General features: G+C 43.4%; 15 protein-coding genes and 1 riboswitch. All 15 genes read right to left on the bottom strand.

Going from position 1 to position 19,084, the window contains the following annotated elements; translation table 11 throughout:
- Positions 1–83: 83 nt before the first annotated feature.
- The gene (gene hemW, locus DBT_RS06490; protein WP_067618043.1) at positions 84–1,271 is read right to left on the bottom strand and encodes a radical SAM family heme chaperone HemW; all 1,188 of its coding nucleotides are present in this window, start codon (positions 1,269–1,271) and stop codon (positions 84–86) included.
- Positions 1,271–3,079, bottom strand: a complete 1,809-nt coding sequence (gene ptsP, locus DBT_RS06485; protein WP_067618036.1) for a phosphoenolpyruvate--protein phosphotransferase — start codon at positions 3,077–3,079, stop codon at positions 1,271–1,273. Before ptsP ends, hemW begins: the two co-directional genes overlap by 1 nt.
- Complete coding sequence (locus DBT_RS06480) at positions 3,079–3,351, bottom strand: HPr family phosphocarrier protein (RefSeq protein ID WP_067618035.1); 273 nt, start codon at positions 3,349–3,351, stop codon at positions 3,079–3,081. Before DBT_RS06480 ends, ptsP begins: the two co-directional genes overlap by 1 nt.
- Before the next feature lie 174 nt (positions 3,352–3,525).
- The gene (uvrC, locus tag DBT_RS06475; RefSeq protein ID WP_067618034.1) at positions 3,526–5,367 is read right to left on the bottom strand and encodes an excinuclease ABC subunit UvrC; all 1,842 of its coding nucleotides are present in this window, start codon (positions 5,365–5,367) and stop codon (positions 3,526–3,528) included.
- Positions 5,368–5,534: 167 nt separating this feature from the next.
- Positions 5,535–6,395, bottom strand: a complete 861-nt coding sequence (gene speE / locus DBT_RS06470) for a polyamine aminopropyltransferase (RefSeq protein WP_067618030.1) — start codon at positions 6,393–6,395, stop codon at positions 5,535–5,537.
- Between the two features lie 31 nt (positions 6,396–6,426).
- The gene (locus DBT_RS06465) at positions 6,427–9,267 is read right to left on the bottom strand and encodes a PD-(D/E)XK nuclease family protein (protein WP_067618028.1); all 2,841 of its coding nucleotides are present in this window, start codon (positions 9,265–9,267) and stop codon (positions 6,427–6,429) included.
- The gene (locus DBT_RS06460) at positions 9,260–9,781 is read right to left on the bottom strand and encodes a hypothetical protein (RefSeq protein ID WP_141674233.1); all 522 of its coding nucleotides are present in this window, start codon (positions 9,779–9,781) and stop codon (positions 9,260–9,262) included. Before DBT_RS06460 ends, DBT_RS06465 begins: the two co-directional genes overlap by 8 nt.
- Entirely contained in the window at positions 9,742–12,312 is a 2,571-nt protein-coding gene (locus tag DBT_RS06455) for a UvrD-helicase domain-containing protein (RefSeq protein ID WP_067618024.1), read from the bottom strand. The genes DBT_RS06460 and DBT_RS06455 overlap by 40 nt, the downstream gene beginning before the upstream one ends.
- 924 nt (positions 12,313–13,236) lie before the next feature.
- Positions 13,237–13,884, bottom strand: coding sequence for a thiamine phosphate synthase (gene thiE, locus DBT_RS06450; protein WP_067618021.1), 648 nt, complete (start codon positions 13,882–13,884; stop codon positions 13,237–13,239).
- 5 nt (positions 13,885–13,889) lie between these two features.
- A complete protein-coding gene (gene thiH / locus DBT_RS06445) occupies positions 13,890–15,005 on the bottom strand; it encodes a 2-iminoacetate synthase ThiH (protein WP_067618018.1) in 1,116 nt (371 codons plus the stop codon).
- Positions 15,006–15,031: 26 nt separating this feature from the next.
- Complete coding sequence (locus DBT_RS06440) at positions 15,032–15,820, bottom strand: thiazole synthase (RefSeq protein WP_067618016.1); 789 nt, start codon at positions 15,818–15,820, stop codon at positions 15,032–15,034.
- A 3-nt stretch (positions 15,821–15,823) separates the two neighbouring features.
- Positions 15,824–16,024 (bottom strand): sulfur carrier protein ThiS, encoded by a 201-nt coding sequence (gene thiS / locus DBT_RS06435; protein ID WP_067618014.1) that lies wholly within the window; start codon positions 16,022–16,024, stop codon positions 15,824–15,826.
- Between the two features lie 24 nt (positions 16,025–16,048).
- Entirely contained in the window at positions 16,049–16,852 is an 804-nt protein-coding gene (gene thiF / locus DBT_RS06430; protein ID WP_067618222.1) for a sulfur carrier protein ThiS adenylyltransferase ThiF, read from the bottom strand.
- A 105-nt stretch (positions 16,853–16,957) separates the two neighbouring features.
- A riboswitch (TPP riboswitch) is annotated at positions 16,958–17,073 on the bottom strand.
- 72 nt (positions 17,074–17,145) lie between these two features.
- The gene (gene cysK / locus DBT_RS06425; RefSeq protein ID WP_067618013.1) at positions 17,146–18,075 is read right to left on the bottom strand and encodes a cysteine synthase A; all 930 of its coding nucleotides are present in this window, start codon (positions 18,073–18,075) and stop codon (positions 17,146–17,148) included.
- The gene (gene epsC / locus DBT_RS06420; protein ID WP_067618006.1) at positions 18,072–19,073 is read right to left on the bottom strand and encodes a serine O-acetyltransferase EpsC; all 1,002 of its coding nucleotides are present in this window, start codon (positions 19,071–19,073) and stop codon (positions 18,072–18,074) included. Before epsC ends, cysK begins: the two co-directional genes overlap by 4 nt.
- Between the last annotated feature and the right edge of the window lie 11 nt (positions 19,074–19,084).

Genomic DNA, 19,084 nt, shown 5'->3' with positions numbered 1-19,084 from the left:
GAATTGGATCTTAAAATAATCCATAAATTGCGCACAGTAAACCGTGATTTATCTCAGGATGAGGCCTTTTTTGACCTTTTTCTCTATACAAGCTTTGATAGCACCCCATTAGCCACTCTTCTTCCTTTTTTGGTAAGGAAGAGATGATCATTTTCCAGCCCCAAGAAATTATCCTCCATTAGTTCATTCAAGGTCTGTCCATAATAATCAAATGGATTTATCCCGTATCTCATCTCAAGCCCTTTTATAGAGACCCCCTCTACCATTCTCAGCCCTATTACAAGGGTTTCCCTAAAGGATTCCTCGTTTTCAAGGGACTCTTCCCATTCAATTGGGATCTCACCAAATCCAGGGTCCAAATACAGATTTAGATCTCTTACATTCATCCATCGCCTCGGAGGTAGATATGATACGGCCGAGGGCCCCAACCCTATATATGGCAGGTTTTTCCAGTATCCAGTGTTGTGTCTTGCTTCATGACCTGGTTTTGCAAAATTTGAAATTTCGTATTGGGTAAAACCAAGCTTTTTAAGAGTATCTTCTATAATTTCAGTGAATTCCCATAAGGTATCTTGATTTAAAACCTCAAGGCGGCCAAGTGATTCTAGTTCATAGAATTTGGTGTTTTCCTCAATAGTTAGTTCATAATAGGAAATATGTGTAACGGCCTTTAGAGTTGCCACTAGATCAAGAGTAGTCAAAAGCTCCTCTTTGGATTGAGTGGGCCAGCCAAAGATTAAATCTATTGAGATGTCCTCAAATCCTGCCTCTTTTGCCAACTCAATTGCATTTTTTGCTTCAATCACACCGTGTGGCCGATCAAGTGCGTCAAGCCCCCGCTGGGTGAGATCCTGAACCCCTATACTTAGTCTGCTAAAGCCCAGTTCCTTAAATTTTTTGAATGATTTCAAGGAAGATGATTCTGGATTGCATTCAATAGTGGCTTCAACAGGAGGTCTGTCCCTAAAGAAGGCTTCTTTGACAGCCTCTACTATCTTTGTAATGGATTCAAGTGATAATACCGAAGGGGTTCCACCACCGACATAGAGAGTTTTTAGATTAAACGGCCTTTTCGCAACTAATCGTTTTTTTTCCTTTAGTTCACCTAAAAGGCGTTTTAAATATTTGGCTTCCGCTTCCTTGGAATATGGAATACTTAAAAAATCACAATAAGGACACTTTTTTCTACAAAATGGAACGTGGATATAGAGGCCCCCACTTAAAAGTGTTGAGTTTTGAGTGATGAGTTTTGAGTTGAAGGAAGAAAACATTAAAAATTTTGGGTGCTGAGTTTTGAGTTGGTGCGAGCAAGATCGCAATAAAGTCCCTTTTCAGGGCTAAATTCTTCAGGATAATAGTCGCTTAAAAACTTCAAGAGACGTCTCCTAATGGCAATTGCTGTGCTTTCCTCTAGGAGTTCATTAAAAAGTTCTTTACACTTTTCCTGCGAAATGCCCCTGATCATCTTTTTTATTCTTGGGACAACAATGGCGTTCATGCTGAATTCATCAACTCCCATACCAAGCAATACCGGTACATACATTGGCTCTCCTGCCATCTCGCCGCAAACAGCCACTTCAATACCGTGAGCATGGGCAGCATCAACAGTCTTTTGCAGCATCCTTAATATTGCCGGATGCAGGGGCTCATAAAGGTGGGCAACCCTCTCATTCACCCTATCAATTGCAAGGGAATATTGGATTAGGTCATTGGTGCCGATACTAAAGAAATCAACTTCTTTGGCCAGTACATCTGCCATCATCACGGCAGTGGGCACCTCTATCATTATCCCAACTTGGATATTTTCATCAAAGGGATGATTCTTTTGTTTGAGTTCCTGTTTGGCTTCTTCCAAGATTTCTCTGGCCTCAATTATCTCCATCTTCCCTGAAATCAATGGGAAGAGTATCTTCACCTCTCCATGGGCGCTTGCTCTAAGTATTGCCCTGAGTTGGGTCTTAAAAAGTTCTGGTTCTCTTAGGCAAAGCCTTATGGCCCTAAGTCCAAGGGCAGGATTCATTTCCTCACACAACGGGACTGAGGAAACAAATTTATCCCCGCCAATATCCAGCGTACGGATTGTGACAGGATATGGATTTAGTCTTTCCACCATTTCTCTATAAACGCTATAGAGATCTTCTTCTTTTGGGAGCCCCTTTTTTGACAGATATAAAAATTCCGTTCTCAACAGGCCAACACCTTCAGCTCCATAGGTTATTACTGAAGGTATTTCATCGATCATTTCGATATTGGCCTTTATTGTCACCCTAAAGCCGTCTTTGGTCTCTGCTGGAAGATGACTAGTATTGATTATGTCTAAACTGTATTTACTAAATGCCTCCTGCTTTTCCCTGTAGCGGGAAAGAACTACTGGATCATCGGTGATGATGAGCTCTCCACACAGTCCATCTACTATTACCGTTTCATCCGAGAGCACATGATTCAAAATCCCTTCAACTCCAACTACTGCGGGAATGCCAAGGGATCTTGCAACAATTGCAGTATGCGATGTTCTACTGCCCTTTTCTGTCACAAACCCCATTATCAGTTCTGGATTCATCTGCACTGTGTCTGCTGGGGACAGATCATTGGCTATAAGCACTGATGGTTCTGTAAAATTGAGATTTTTTACTAAATTTTCCCCTACTAGGGTCATTTGAACCCTTTTTATGACATCCTCAACGTCTGTAAAACGCTCTCTGATGAAGTCATCTTTAATCTTGGCAAAGACTTTCTTTATCCAGTCGAGTACTTTAGATAAGGCCCATTCCGCATTGATTCCCTCCTGTTCTATCAATTGAAGGGTGCGATCATAGATCATATTGTCCCTAAGCATCATGAGGTGGGCCTTAAAAATTGCGGCATGATCTTTTAGTTCTTCGGAAATTTCTTGAAGTAAGGACTCTAGTTGATTTTCAACCCTGGATACAGCCTCTTTGAATCTCGTTTTTTCTTTTTCAATAGAATGAGCAGGTATTTTTTGGCGGATTACTTCAAATTTCCCCTGCTCAAGAATACGTGCCTTACCAATGGCGATTCCAGGAGATGCTCCAACCCCTCTAAACACAAGGGTTTTCATTAATCAATCTCTCCAAATCGATTTTCAACCAAACGCTTCAAAGCCTCAACTGCGTCTATTGAATCTGGACCTTCAGCACGCACAATCAAAGTAGTGCCTTTTGGACAGGCCAATGTAAGAACCTCAAGTATACTTTTTCCATCTACAGACTCACCATTTCTCTCAAGCCAAATCTGGGATTGGAAAGTGCTTGCAAGTTGGGCAAATCTTGTAGCTGGGCGGGCATGCAATCCTAACCTATTTTTTATAGTGATTTTTTGTTCAGCTTTCATCCCCTTAAATTTGCTACAATTAAAACATACACCACAGTCAGTATAAAGGGAACGACCGTTCCATATTCATCAACAATTTATAACAGAAACATATCATTTTGTCATGAGCACATACAAACCCCTCACAGGGTCGCCACCCAGACGCAGACATTTTAAATGTAGCTCCTCTACAATTTATGCATCAAGTTTTTCCTTAATCTGTTTTGCAATATCATAGGTAATTCCAGGGACCTTTCTCAGTTCTTCGATGGTCGCATTTTTAATACCACCTAGACTGCCAAACTCTTTTAAAAGTTTCTCCTTTCTCCTAGCGCCTACCCCAGGTATCTCTTCCAGAACAGAAAAACGAATGCCCTTAAGCCTTTTTTTTCTATGGGCAGTTATCCCAAATCTATGGGCCTCATCCCTGATTTTTTGTATAAAAAGCAGGACTGGATCGTCCTTTTTCAATAATAAGGGTAATCCATGTCCCTTGGTATAAATCTTGTCAACTGAACCATCTCGTTCTTTTGCAATGGCAATTAGAAAGGGCACTAGAGTGTCACCAATATCTGGAGTTCTCAAAGAAAGTTCTTCGCATGCCGCATTTAATTGGCCCTTACCACCGTCAATAATGATCAAATCAGGTCCCCTACCCTCTTTTTTTACCCTTTCTATTCTCCTTTTTATAATTTCACGAATACCAGCGTAATCATCTGCTCCCTTGCTTGGACAAAGATTATATTGCCTATAGTAGGACTTTAGCGGCTCGCCGTCTTTAAAACAAACAAGGCTGCCGACCCTATCTCTTCCAACTGTATGAGAGACATCTATACACTCTATCCAGGATGGTTCAAAATCTAAGTCAAGCCTATTCTTTAATGCCTTTTGTATCTTGTTCCACTCATATATGTTTTTCAATACAGTGGCCAATGCCACCTCAGCATTTTCTCTGGCCAATGACAAAAGCTTCTTCTTTTCCCCTCTTTTGGGATGGATCAATTTAATTGGTAAAGAATTCTTCGCCTTAAGAAATTCCTCCATTAATGACTTGTCCTCTAGTTCCAGTGGCAAAATTACCATTTTTGTCTCAAGACAGTGGTATTTTTCCTTTAAAAAGGCCCTTAGAATTTCTCCTTCCTCTTCTCCTTCAATCACATCAAATTCAAATTGATCTCTACCAACGACCCGGCCTTCTCTTACCTTTAGCATTACCACCAGTGCTCGGCCCACGGTTGTATCTGCAGCAAGGCCTATACAATCCAAATCAAGTGGTTTTGATAAGACTACGTCTTGAGGCTCTATAGCCACCTCAATTGCCTTTATCTGATCTCGCAAGCGAGCTGCCTTTTCAAAATCTAAGGCCTGAGATGCATCTTCCATTTGGCAGCGAAGGCGTTCTATGAGATCCCTTTTTCTGCCCCCAAGAAATGCCAAAGCATCATTGACACTCTTTTTATATAATTCCTTATTTATGTCCTCATCACACGGAGCAAGGCAAAGATTTATTTGTGCCCGAAGACACGGCCTTTTCTGGGTCTTTAAAACGGTGTCAGGGCATGTCCTGAGTCCAAACGTCTTTGCCACGAATCGCAAAGTGCTCCTTGCTGCCTCTGAAGATGTATAAGGCCCAAAATAAGATGCACCATCATCCTTTCTCTTTCGCACTAGATGGATCCTTGGAAATTCATGATCCAATCCAATTCTTATAAATGGATAGGCCTTATCATCCCTCAGTCTGACGTTGTATTTGGGCCGCTTTTCCTTAATTAGGGCATCTTCTAAGATGAGTGCCTCTTTTTCTGTAGAACATACTATGAATTCCATTGTCGCAGCCCTTGAGGAAATCAGCTGAACTTTGGGGGGCTGCGTACCAGGGTCTCTATGGTAAGATTGGACTCGCTTTCTAAGGTTTACAGCCTTACCTATATAGATAACGGACTCCTTTGAGTCCTTAAAAATGTAGACCCCTGGCGACTCAGGAATATATATACAGTTTTCTTTCTCAAAAGGGAGAGTTATACCCTTTTTCTTCATTTCCGCCCTGACCTCTTCCTCAGGACTCCATCAAAGAATGCAAATTCGAACTTCTTCCTCCTTCAACTCAAAACTCAACATTCCTTCTAAAGTTCTTTTCCTTCAACTCAACACTCAACACTCAAAACTCAACACTTCCGAACGCCTTTCTTCCTTCAACTCGACACTCAAAACTCAAAACTCAACACTTCCGAAAGCGCTCTTTTAAAGTATTCTGGCAGTATAAAGGAGGCCTTGTGGATTTCAGGGCTATAGTACTTTAACTCCATGTTAAAATCTTTGCCCTCGAGAGAAAAATCCTTTATTGGATGATACGTGCAAGATGCAATGGCCCAGCACCACACACCACCTGGATAGGTTGGAATGTGTGCCCAATAGAATAGTACATTATCAAAACCGGCTCCAAGCAGATTTTCCCGAACATTTTTTATGATATCCAGGTGATAAAATGGTGATTCGCTCTGTAAAACCACTATTCCGTCAGGTTTTAATGATTTTTTGAGGGATTCGAAAAAATCTCTTTTAAAAAGATTTTCAGCTGGTCCAACGGGGTCTGAGGAATCTACTAAAATGACATCGTAATTCTCTTTTTTGTCTTTTATATGTTTTGATGCATCATCAACTATTATCTCCACCCTGTTGTCTGAAAAGAGTTGAGTTGAGAGATTGGGGAAAAATTTCTTGGCCACATCCAAGACCACATCATCAATTTCGCAAAGAGTTATACTTTTAACTGCCTTGTGTCTTGCTACTTCTCTTACAGTACCGCCGTCTCCCCCTCCAATTACGAGCACGTTTTCTGGGGATCTATGGAGGAATAAGGCTGGATGTGCCATCATTTCGTGATATATGAATTCATCTCTTTCTGTGAGCATCACAAGGCCATCAATTACCAGCATGCGTCCATAGTCTTCTGTATCTAACACAGTTACTTCTTGAAACTTGGAATGCTTTTTAAAGAGTGTCTCCTTCACCTTAAAACAAATTCCAGATCCTTTTGTGTGTAATTCTGTGTACCAAAGTTCCATAGTAAATCCTGACCTTTTCTATATTGTTTTTTTAGCTGTGCTTACAACCATCCCTATAATCGCACCACCTGCATGAAAGCGGGTCGGTGGCAGGGTACCAATATGGCGAATGTAGTATGTGCTTTATTAAAAATTTAATGCCCTCAATAAAATCTGCCTTTAGCCATTCCCCCCATTCCTCACCTAATTTGTCAGGTTTTATTAAAAATTGTTCTTTTCCTGTCTTCCTCAGATCGACATATGCGGCTGTGGTGTGGTGCCACACCTGTTTAAAATCACCTTGTTTTTCAGTACAAAATAGGTAGTTATAAAAGGGAAGCTGAATATGCCCAATTTGTTCTCTGAATTCAAGAAGTGAATCTTCATTAAATGTGGCCTCAAGAGCAGATGGATTGAAATTCATCAATTTTAATCCGTTAATTTCTTCTACATAACCGGTTTTATAGTCCAATATCAAAAAATGTTGATCTCTTTTATCGATTCGGTCTGCAATCCCAAAAAGTTCTATTGAAAAATCATCGTAAATGCTGAGTCGTTTCTTAAGCACTTTTTCCAGTGCCTGTATTTCCGTATAGTTAGGTTGGCATTCAATAAACTTCTTTAAACGAAAATATGCCCCCTTAAATACTAAATAACGTCGTTCAGAAGACAGATGTTGGAAAAATTCTTCCCCCTGCAATATCTCCTTAAAAAATAAAAAGAGTCTATCTATATCTAATTCATCTTTTTTTATGTAAGCTTTTGAAACAGTAAGCTCTCTATAATACCTTTCAAGGGCCTTATGTACAGCAGTACCTATTGCTCCATGGTCAATTTCTTCTGGTACCTTTCCAGGTGACAGGCCAAGAATCTTTTCAAAATAGAATTTTTTGGGGCAGGTAAGATAAAGCTCAAGGGCAGTCGGACTGATTTTACCAAGCCTGGTCCTTAGTACTCTAAGGTGTTCCTCATCCTTTTTTAAGGCTGCTTCTGAAAAAATACCGTTTAAGGGGAGATCCACCCTGGAAAATTTTACTCTTTCATTTGGGCTCAAGGGTTTGGCTTCTTTCTTTTCTATTTCCCATATGAGTTTTTCAATGAATCGGCTTCTAACTTTCTTGGCCTCGAGTTCATTATTCGACGCCTTATTGGTCTGGTATTGCCACATTAGGTGAGTTACCTTGGACCCCTTTATCAGCCTTTCAAAATGGTATTTCAGTATCAATTCCTCACGATATCTGTCTGGAAGCCCAAGCACTATACGCATTCCATAGGGTAGAATAGGATCCACCTCTTCTGAGCCTGGAAACACCCCTTCATTTACGTCAATGAAAAAAATTTCTTCAAAATTTATTAGCCTTGTCTCTAAAAGTCCCATGACCTGAATGCCGGATAAGGGCTCACCCTCAAAAGGTATCCTTATCGAAGATGAAATGTCCTCAAAAAACCTGAAAAGCCCCCGTGTTGTCATGGGTACATGGGAAAAGAATCCATTTTCAAGAATAGGCAGAACGTTTTCTTCGAGGACCATCAATACCGAAAGGTCTAATTTCAAAAGGTCACTGGAATTTGACTCTATATTCTCATCATTTTCATCTGGCAAAAGACGTGATTTGAGATATGAAATTACTCCATTTAATGCTAGACAAAGGTCTTTTGTACTACGGGCTGTTTCAAAAGGGATCAGTATTTCCTCTATTAATAAAAGAATCTCTTTTTTTATGCCTAGCCTATTAGCTATTTGTATGAGTTCCTCTTTTGTAACGAAAGGCGCCCCATATTCCCTAAGGGCATCAACCAGTCCAGGATAATCCGTATAAGGTCCTCTCAAAAATTCAATCAGATCTTTAAGGTGAAATTTGGACTCTACAAGGCCACTTACTATATTCATCAATAGTTTGATAAAGGTATAGGGTCCTGTGAGGTTTAGGGGGTAACCCATTGTCAAATTTACTGGTACGTCTGGGAGGTGGTGTAAAAGTGGTATAAGGCTTGTATTGAGAAGCGGGACCACTGCACAGCGGTCTGGCTCGAAATCATCTATTTTTGAAAGTCCCTTTTTGAGCTCCTTTAGTTCTGCATGGAGGTCATGTGCCTCAAAAAATGACAAAGTAGGGCTCTCTTCTTTACATGAGTCACATTCAACCTCATTTATAGCTACCTTCCAGTTTTCCTTCCATCTCCTATAAAGTTCTGGCAGTGGATCTGTTTCACTGTGCCAGTATATCCTGGCACCATTGTCAAATAGCCACCTGAATACCTGATCCTCTGCGTTTGTTAAGGCATAAAACCCCACTATGAGAAAATTTTCTGGATTTTCATGCTGTAGAAAACTTGATGGAGTCCTGGCAACTTCATAAAACAGCCTCGAATAGGTTATTAATCCCCTTTCTTCAAGGAGATTGTGAAAAATACCGTAAAGATCTCCAAGTCTTTCTAAAATGGAAATTGCGACCCTTGAAAGGGTTTCTGTAGGGGGATATTCGATATTTTTGGGATCTGTGAGCTCTAGGTCCAGCTCCTCGAATAAACGCTGGATTCTCATTGCCCAGGGGAAAAAGTCGTCCCATAAAGGAGGTCTTGCCCCATTTTTCTCAACCAAGCTTTTATATGCCTCGAAGATTATCCATGCCTGGTCATATTCATCAATAAATTCCTTTGGGGAGTCAGTGTGATTAAGATATATTTCCTTGATCCACTCTTCCAGGGTCAGAATGCGCGGTAGCAAGAACGGGCCATGCACCCTCTTTGAGAGATAGTGTTTTAAAAATAGCCCTGCTCTCCTATTTGGTAAAAGCACAGTAGTCACCCAAGGCTCATTCTTTTTCAGAAGATCATTCATTACGATGTTGAGTAAATTTTGCCGCGGGTGGACAACGATAATCTCATTCATAAGAAAATCTTACCTGTTCACAAAGGTTTTCAATTAAGTAAACAAGATATCCAACAGTTGATAGCCCAAAGGACTTTTCTACAATTTTTCTATAGGTTAGGACCTGTTCTTGATGCTTCTTTTTAAGATAAGCGTCAATCCCCTCACTTTTAAACTCTATTATAATGGCCTCATTTTCCTTGATTATCACACGATCAGGTCTAAGTGAGAAAAATCCATCCTTGCCCTTGGGTACAAGAAATTCTCTCTCTTTTAAAACAAGACTTGGAGCATTAGGAAAGATGATGTCAACTTCAGGAAGGTTAAGGAGATTTTTAAGGGGCAAAACGAATTCTCCCTTAAGGTCCCAGCCTTTGACCCTTTCTCCTAAAAAACAAAATGCCTTTTTCACCAATGGCTCTGGATCTAGAAGATCTTCCTTTTTCTCCACAAAGTAGAGGGCCTGGTGGAGAAGACGGCCTTTTTTGCGGCTCCTTAATGAGGCATAGGTGTCAGATCCAAGGTCTCCCAACACACGTACTCCTTTTCTAATAGCCCAGTCTTTTTTGCTTTCTCAATAAGTTGTCTTAGGCCAACAGAAAACGGCTTTAGGCCACTAGTTTTTGGAAGAGTTACGAAAAAGTAAATCCTTTCCATTGCCCGTGTCAGTGCCACATAAAAAAGATTTAGAGATTCGAGCACTTCCATAGCCCATATTTGTCCACGCACCCTCAGGAGTTCATTGTTTAGCTTTCCTCCCAGGTACACAAGGCTGTTATTATAGACATCCACTGGGGTTCTGTCTTTTATCTGCCAGTCCGTAAACGGTATGAAGACCACAGGGAATTCAAGGCCTTTCGCCTTGTGTATAGTCATAACCCTTACAGCATCAATATTTTCAGGGAGTCCTACTCGCTCTTCCAGCCCACCTTTATCCCAAAAATCAAGATACTTTTGTAGACTGGCACCTTCTTTTGTTTCAAAATTATGTGTCACTTCAAGGAGCCTTTCCAGAAAGACTGACTGGTCAGGGAAATGATCTTTGATCCGATCTGAAAGACCCGTGACTTCGATAATCTGCTGTAAAAGCTCATATGGCGTACGCCTAATAAGTGCCCCTTTTAAGGACTGAATAATCTCATTTACTTTCTGAGTCCATTTATGGTGTTCTCCCCTTAACCATGCCTTTGACAGCTCTTCCTCACTTTGAGGGCCGAAATTTAGAATCTTGGACGCCAAAAGGCCATAGAGAGCAATATTGTCTGCTGGATCATTTATGAGCTTCATGAGGCATATGATCCCTTTTACCAAAAGAGAAGAGCTTAATTTTAAGGCATTCTCTGTTATGACGGGTATACCCTCTGAGATTAGCCAGGATGAAACCTCTTCTGCATCCTTATGGGATCTCACCAGACAGGCTATGGGTGAAGCACAGTCCCCATCTTCTCTGGGCCTACTTTCCCACTCTTCCCTCACCTTTTGAATTAGTCTATTCTTTATGCCAGAACGTATCTCCTTTTTTGAGCCTGAGACCTCAAAAATGCTTACCTTAGGCCTCCTTTTAAAAGGGCGTTTTGCTGAAGCCTCCTGTTCGTGGGAATCATATGCCTTGAGTATCTTTTCAGCGAGGTCATTTTTAACCACTACCGGTGTGTTTTTTCCCAATAGTTCGTCTGCGATACAGCTTTTTACTGTGGAAAGATCCTTTAGAGGAGCAAATAATCTGTTTACAAAGTCCACAAGGGCTGGATGGGCCCTATAGTTTTTACCAAGAATTTCATCTTTCATTACATCGATGAAAGGGAAATAGCGGTCCCTTTGAAGGACCTCGTCAAAAAGTTCCATGTCCCCTCCCCTCCAGTGATAGATGGCCTGCTTTACATCTCCCACAACAAATAGGCTGCCTCCCTGGGAGAGGGCCTCTTCGAATATGGGGTAAAGGGCTTCCCATTGCTGGCGCGAGGTGTCCTGGAATTCATCAAAGAGAAAGTGGGAAAATAGACCTCCAAAATGTTCAAAGACAAGGGGGACAAAGCCATCCTCTTGAAGGGCTTTTAGGATAAGGGCTGTCCAGTGATCTGAGCCAAGGATGAGCCCTTCCCTTAAAGACAAATTCTCACAGCACCTTCGCATTTCATGAAGAAGCGGCACATAGCCTCCAACCCTTGAATACGGAATCTCCTCACAGATCCTCTCGTAATCTCTCAGATTTTTCTTTACGGACTGTAACGCCCTTTCAAGATGAGCCTTCTCATCTGATGACACAGATGCATTCTTTTTAAATAGATCATCAACATCCTTTTTAAATATGGCCCTGTCGAGGAGCTTGTCTGCTTCCAAATTGGGTGTAAGTCCTCTAATAAGGTTGCGTTTAACAGCCCCATCATCTATTTGGCTTAAGATCTCCAAAAACTCCTTGTATGCCCTCTCAGACTTTTCTTTTGAAATTCGTATCTTTTTAGCATCGATCTCTCTTTGGGCGATGTCTTCAGTTACTTTCGAATAAAGGGCTTTTAAACGTTTTTTTAAGCCGTTTTCAGGATAAAATCCCCCCTGGGTGTCAATGTCAAAATAGGTGGAAAGGGCTCTATCAATGAGTTCCTTTTTATCGTGTTGAACGCCAGATAAAATGATATCAAAAACATCGTCAAGTATATCATCAATATTAAAAACGACGTTAAAATCGGGCCTTATGGAAAATTCAAAAGAAAATCCTTTAAGGATTGAAAAAAGGAGACTGTCTACAGTACGAATATGAAAGTCTGAATAGTTCGACAAGATGACCTCAATCCATTTTCCAGCCTCTTCGGGAGTAAGACCCGTCTTTCTTGAAATTTCTCGCCAGCCCCCAGACTTAAGGGCAATGGCTTTTAAGTGGTTTAATATACGCTGCCTCATCTCTATGGCAGCTTTATTCGTAAAGGTTATGGCAATCAAAGACCTAAGCCCCTTAGAACTGGGAGGAATCTTTTTTAAAAGACTCAAAAAACGTATACTAAGGGCGTAGGTCTTTCCTGCCCCTGCAGAGGCCTTAATCCTGATGAGTTCCGGACCTTGGACTTTCATGTGATGTGTAATACCTTCTCCTTGTCCCTATTTACCTCTTCTCGAACTAATCTGCCACCCTCTTTTGTTCCTCTTTATATTTCATATAAAAAACAGCAATTTTAACAAAGCGGTATAATAGCTTTGGCACCCTTCCTCCTGTATCGTTACAAGAACGAATGAGATGGGATGGGGATGGCGGGGGCGCTCCAAACGGAACATGGTCTCACTTTTTCCTCAGCGCTCCGCTTGGCCGGACTAGCTGGCATCCATTTAAAAGTGTTGAGTTTTGAGTTATGAGTTTTGAGTTAGAGGAAGCAACGTTTAATAGCCCTATTCCTTCAACTTAAAACTCAAAACTCAACACTCAAAACTTTAATTTGGGGGCATTGCTATTGAATAGGGAGAAATACAGAAACCAATGGTGTCAGGGCTGGGTAAATGTCAGGCCCTTTCGGGCCTCGGGCCTGTTTTGCTCCGCGCTTCGGAGCTCGACCAAATCGTTCCTTATTGGATGCGCCCCCGCCTTTGCCTGCATCAAAACTCGTACCCAAAACCGCTATCCTTACTCATGAAATTAGCCAGTTTGTCCCCACTTCCTTTTTGTTCGTCATGAAAGTTAAAGTTCTATGTTCTAAGGTCTACACTGTAGTTTTAGGATGACCAGGAAAATCTTTGAGGGTAATCGTAGAACCTAAATACTGCACGGCAAAAAGAAGGCAAAAACAGGACTCCGTCAAAGTCGTTGGTAAAGTCCTTAAGGAACCGCCCTGTAGGCCGACCTTTACCACGTTTTTCTTCCTTCAACTCAAAACTCAACACTCAAAACTCAAAACTAAAAAAATTAGGGTCGGCCAAGCGGAGCATGTCCGTCTAGTGAGGCCTTGTCCCACAGGGGTCCCACAGCCCGTCCACTGGTCCAATGGTACCTAAACGTCCTGTTATTCAACCATAGATTCTCTTTAAAAATGACTCTGCAGCACTCCTGGGATTGGCAGCAGAGATGATGGCAGAAATCACCCCTACCCCCTTTGCTCCAGCCGAAATCACCTCTTTAACTCTGTCTTGAACTATTCCCCCAAGGGCCAGGACTGGAAAACCCTCTGCGTGGTTGCAGGCCTCCCTCAAGGCCTCAACACCAACTGGGTCGCCATATGGGGCCTTAGATGGAGTAAAGTACACTGGACCAAATGTTACAAAGTCGGCTCCACCCGCCCTTGCAACGTCCAATTCGTCAATAGAGTGGGTAGATGCTCCGATGAGCAGATCTCTTCCGACCATCTCCCTCACTACTCCAACAGGCATGGAATGGCCTCCAAGATGAACTCCATCTGCTCCAACCGCCATGGCAACATCCACCCTGTCGTTTATGAACAAAAGGGCCTTGTAGTGGGCAGTAAGATCCCTCACTCGCCTTGCAAGTTCAAAAAGCTCCTTGGAAGAGAGATCTTTTTCCCTAAGTTGAACGGCCCTTACCCCTCCCTTTAGAGCCTCTTCTAAGGTGTCTATAAGGTCCTTTCCAGGCGGTAAGGCATATCTATTGGTAATGAGGTAGACAGAGAGACTGGAGAGAAAATCGTTTTGTAGACCCATATCTATTACTTGCTCAAAAAGGCCGTATCCCAGTCTTTCCAAACAGGGTCATAGCCCCTTGAACGAATGTAGGAGAACACATCCTCAGGAGTTCGGGTGTCGTGGATCTCAAACTGGCCAGCTGTATCTGCCTTATGAGAATAGCCTCCTGGGGCAGTGCATGACCCAGCACTCATCTGTGTAATGCCCAGTGGCAGAAGGTTGTTTCTAAGCTCTGCGCTCTCACGCGTAGATAGCACAAGGCCTGCATCGTGTATCAAAAGGCGCATGGCACATATGAGTTGCACGAGATTCTTGTCCGTAACCGGGCTTAGTGGCCTAAAACCACCTTCTGCTGGTCTTATCCTGGGAAAAGACACAGTGACCTGGGTGCGCCAAAAGTGTTTTTGAAGATACATTGCATGAAGCCCTGTGTAAAAACCATCAACTCGAAAATCACTGAGCCCCAAGAGCGCACCTATACCTATTCGCCTCATACCTGCCCTTCCCCCTCTTTCCGGGGTGAGGAGCCGCCACACATAGTCCCTTTTCTTGCCCCTTGGATGAAGGTTCAAATAGAGATCTTTGTCATAGGTCTCTTGGTACACTGTGAGCCCGTCTACCCCTGCATTGATTAGCCGCCTGTATCCAGCCTCATCAAGGGGGTATATCTCCACTGCAATTGAGCTAAAAAGTGGCCTTATGCGCCTAATGGCAGCCTCAATATAGTCGAGTCCACACCGGCTGGGCGCCTCTCCTGTAAGTAAAAGTACGTGCCTAAAGCCCTGATTGTGTAAGACCTTTGCCTCTTCTTCTATCTCATCTAGAGTAAGGGTCTTTCTTGGGATCTTGTTTGTGACGTTAAAACCGCAGTAACTACATGAGTTAGAGCATTCATTTGAGATATAAAGTGGAGCATAGAGCAATATGGTCTTTCCAAACCTCTTTACAGTAATCGCATGGGCCTTTTGGGCCATCTCTTCCAAATATGCCTCAGCACAAGGGGAAAGAAGCGCCATAAAATCGTCTAGGCTAAGCCTCTTTGCCCCAAGGGCATGCTCCACATCCTCGGGACCCTTGGCCTCAATGGCCTGCGCCACATCCTTTGGATGAAACTCTTTTATAACTTCTAAGAAACTCACATCATTCCCTCAATAATAAACTTAGATCATTCCCTTAAAAAGCCAGTGAGTGGACTCGAGGCCTGGGCTTTTAGGCTTTTTTCTGGAATACCAGCTAAAAAGGCCTCTCTTCCAGCCTCAACCGCCTTTTTAAATGCCCCTGCCATGAGTTTTGGGTTTGGAGTTACTGCAAGGGCAGTATTTACAAGCACGGCATCAGCCCCCATCTCCATGGCCTCAGCTGCATGAGACGGCGCACCAAGGCCTGCATCCACCACTACTGGCACTGTTGCCTGCTCAATAATGATCTCTATCTGTTCCTTGGTCCTGATGCCCCTGTTGGTCCCAATTGGGGCACCAAGGGGCATGACAGTAGCTGTGCCTATATCCTGGAGCCTCTTTGCAAGCACTGGATCTGCATTTATGTAGGGAAGAACAGTGAACCCGTCTTTTACCAGTATTTCCGCTGCCTTCAAGGTCTCAACAGGGTCTGGAAGCAGATAATAGGGATCAGGAGTGACCTCTAGCTTAACCCAGGGCTCACATCCTGCGGCCCGTGTAAGTCTAGCAAGCCTCACTGCCTCTTGGGCGTCTCTGGCACCACTTGTGTTGGGTAAAAGTAGGTACTTTTCAGTATCGATGTATTTCAAAAGGTCGTCCTCGGGATTGTTCAGTTCCACGCGCCTTAGAGCAACTGTAACGATTTCAGCCCCAGAGGCCTCTATTGCCTCCATCATCACTTGAGGAGATGAAAACTTGCCTGTCCCCACCATGAGGCGGGACCTAAAGCGCCTGCCATTTATTACCAAATAATCTTCTTGTGTTTTATTTGCCATTTTTTAGCCCCCGCCCACGAATCTTACTATTTCTACCACATCACCCTCAGAGAGCTCTGTGGATTCAAACTTATCTCTCTCTAGGATCTTGTAATTGAGTTCCACTGCAACCCTTGAGCAATCTAACCCAAGTTGATCCAAGAGATCCTTTACTGTACTTATTTCTGCGATTTCTTGTTCTTTTCCGTTTATCTTGACCTTCATGGCTTTTCCCTTTAAAAGAAGCCCCTAAGGTTCCTGTCCCAAGAGGAGCCTGAGCACTGCATTTGCCTGATGATGGGCGCACACGCCTACTCGTGGTGCCATGAGCCCTTGGCTGGGCATTGCCTCACTCTCAAAATCTCCACACACATATAGCCCTTTCATCACGGCCTTTGTAACTATCTGATTTGCCGGTCCGTAACCAGCAAGCCCGGAAGCAGCCACCAATGGAATCCCCGGAAACATCTTCAAAAAGCACTCTGTGAGCATGGCCTTTTCCTCTGCCCTATCAAGGGCCTCAACCATGACATCCACCCCATCAAAAAGAGTGGAAACATTTTCTTTATTAATCTTTATATTGTGCGCCTCTATGTCAATGACGGGATTTATCCTTTTTATGGTCTCAGTCAATGCCTCGGTCTTTGGCATTCCAATCTGATCAATAAAATAATACTGCCTGTTTAGGTTCGAAGGCTCCACAACGTCATAATCCACAAGGATGAGTCGTCCAACACCAGTCCTTGCAAGGGCCACTGCCACCATTGAGCCAAGGCCACCAAGACCTGCAATTCCAACTGTAGCACGCTTTACCTTTTCATGGACACCAGGGGTGTGTCTTGCAGTCAAGAGGGCATGAAATTCCTCTTTAGATGGCATTCGTCCTTTCTTAATGAGAACCACACGGTTTCCCTCTTTTAAGATCACGTCATCTGTAACGGGATAACCGTCTACTATTAAGACATCGGCTGAGGGATCAAACCTGTCCCTTAGCCTATAGAGGCTTGTCCCTTCATCGACTTCAAGGGGCCTTTCGTTTAGGAAGATCTTCATCTTTAAATTGCTCATAAATAACATAAAATTTGGCGGGCAAAGGAGGAGTGCTACCATCAAAAAAGGCCGCTTTGAGCGCGGCCTTCCCAAAAGTCAAAAGACTTTCGGTGAGTCGCGCCACTTCCCTACGCCGGCATTACCCGGATCAGGTTCAAAGGGTCCCCTAGCCTCATGTAAGGGGCCAGGGCTCTCAGTGTCGTAACACTCCCCTAGGGCGCCATCATAGTTGAGTTAACCCCATAGTGGGGTACAAGTCAAGCAGGAAGATCAGGCATCCTGGGTCCTATCTTCTACTATTTTTCAAACAAATCCGTACTAAGATACCGTTCTCCTGTGTCCGGCAGGATAAATACTATTACTTTTCCTGCATTCTCAGGCCGCTTTGCAACTTGAAGCGCTGCATAACATGCGGCCCCTGACGATATGCCACAGGGTATACCCTCCTTTCGGGCAAGCATCCGTGCTGTATGAATGGCTTCATCACTGCTAACACAAAAGACTTCGTCAATTATGGATGTATTCAATATAGGTGGAACGAACCCTGCACCTATGCCCTGAATCTTGTGTGGCCCAGGCTTACCACCTGAAAGAACAGGGGACTCTTTGGGCTCAACTGCCACCACCTTTATGGATGGCCTTCTGGCCTTCAATACCTCTGATACCCCTGTGATGGTGCCTCCAGTGCCTACTCCAGCAACAAAGATATCAATTTTACCCTGGGTATCTCGCCATATCTCCTCTGCCGTTGTCCTTCTGTGAATCTCTGGATTCGCAGGATTTGAAAATTGATCAGGCATATAGGCGCCTTTTATTTCCTCTGCAAGTTCCTTTGCCTTATTGATAGCCCCTTTCATGCCCAATTCTCCTGGCGTGAGTACGAGCTCTGCTCCTATGTGTTTTAGCATGGCGCGGCGCTCCAAACTCATGGTCTCAGGCATGGTCAAGATGAGCCTGTATCCTCTGGCAGCACAGACCCAGGCAAGGGCAATCCCTGTGTTACCACTGGTTGACTCCACAATGGTTGCCCCTGGGCCAATGAGCCCCTGTTCCTCAGCAGCTCTTATCATGGCGAGCCCAATCCTGTCCTTAACACTGGATGCTGGATTGAACGATTCAAGCTTTGCAAATAAATGGCATTCAACCATTCCATCAGCCAAACGCCTCAGCTTCACTAGTGGAGTTTTTCCAATAGTTTCAGTAACATATGGTATTTGTATAGTCATTTTATCATCTCCGCATCTTTTTTGTTTTTTGCCCCTTTGCTGCCTTTTCCCATGTATATGAGTTCTGGCCGCTTCAATAGCACCCTTGTGTCAGGAGGCACGCTTTCAGTGATCCAAATATTTCCACCTATCACAGAGCGTGCACCGATGACTGTGTCCCCTCCCAGGATTGTTGTATTTGAATATATGATAACATCGTCCTCTACAGTGGGGTGCCTTTTTTTATATCTCAACTCTGGAACTGCCTCTTTTGGAAGAGATAGAGCCCCAAGAGTTACGCCTTGATAGATCCTGACCCTTTTTCCAATCCATGTTGTCTCACCTATCACCACTCCTGTACCGTGATCTATAAAGAAACTCTCTCCTATAGTGGCCCCTGGGTGGATGTCTATTCCTGTGAGACTATGGGCATGCTCTGTCATGATGCGGGGGATAAAAGGCACTTTAAGCTGATAGAGTATGTGAGCCATCCTGTAAATGCTGATTGCCATAAACCCTGGATAGCTAAAGATGACTTCACTCTCACTCTTTGCCGCAGGATCTCCCATCATTGCAGCTTCCACATCGGTCATGAGCACTGCCTTTATGGAGGGGAGTTTCTCTAGAAATCGTAGGGTTAGCTCCCGGCTATCAGGTATGGAAGAACTTACGCCAGCACCAAGAGAGAGCGCCTGGTATTTGAACGCAAGATCGATCTGTTCTGAAAGTTCTTCAAAAAGCTGACAAGTCTCTTGCCCAATATAGTATTCGAGGTTTTCCACATTAATATTTGCCTGGGTGAAATACCCTGGAAAAAGGATGCGCCTTCCCCTGTGTATGATCCTTATCACCGCCTCTTGCGATGGCATAGGGATGGCGCCACCGTGTTTCCATGGATGCGTATTATCCCATGATGACACAAGGTCTTTAACTATCCCAGAAAGCCTTCCATAGCAGTTCACTGCCTCTTTGCCACTACTAAGGGATTGATCCTCAATTGCGCGATCTTCATCTCTCATTGCATCTGCTC

The organism is Dissulfuribacter thermophilus (assembly GCF_001687335.1).
In the GTDB taxonomy this organism is placed as follows: Bacteria; Desulfobacterota; Dissulfuribacteria; order Dissulfuribacterales; family Dissulfuribacteraceae; genus Dissulfuribacter; species Dissulfuribacter thermophilus.
Note: the sequence above shows the minus strand (reverse complement) of the source record. Positions and strands in the feature narration are given on the sequence as shown.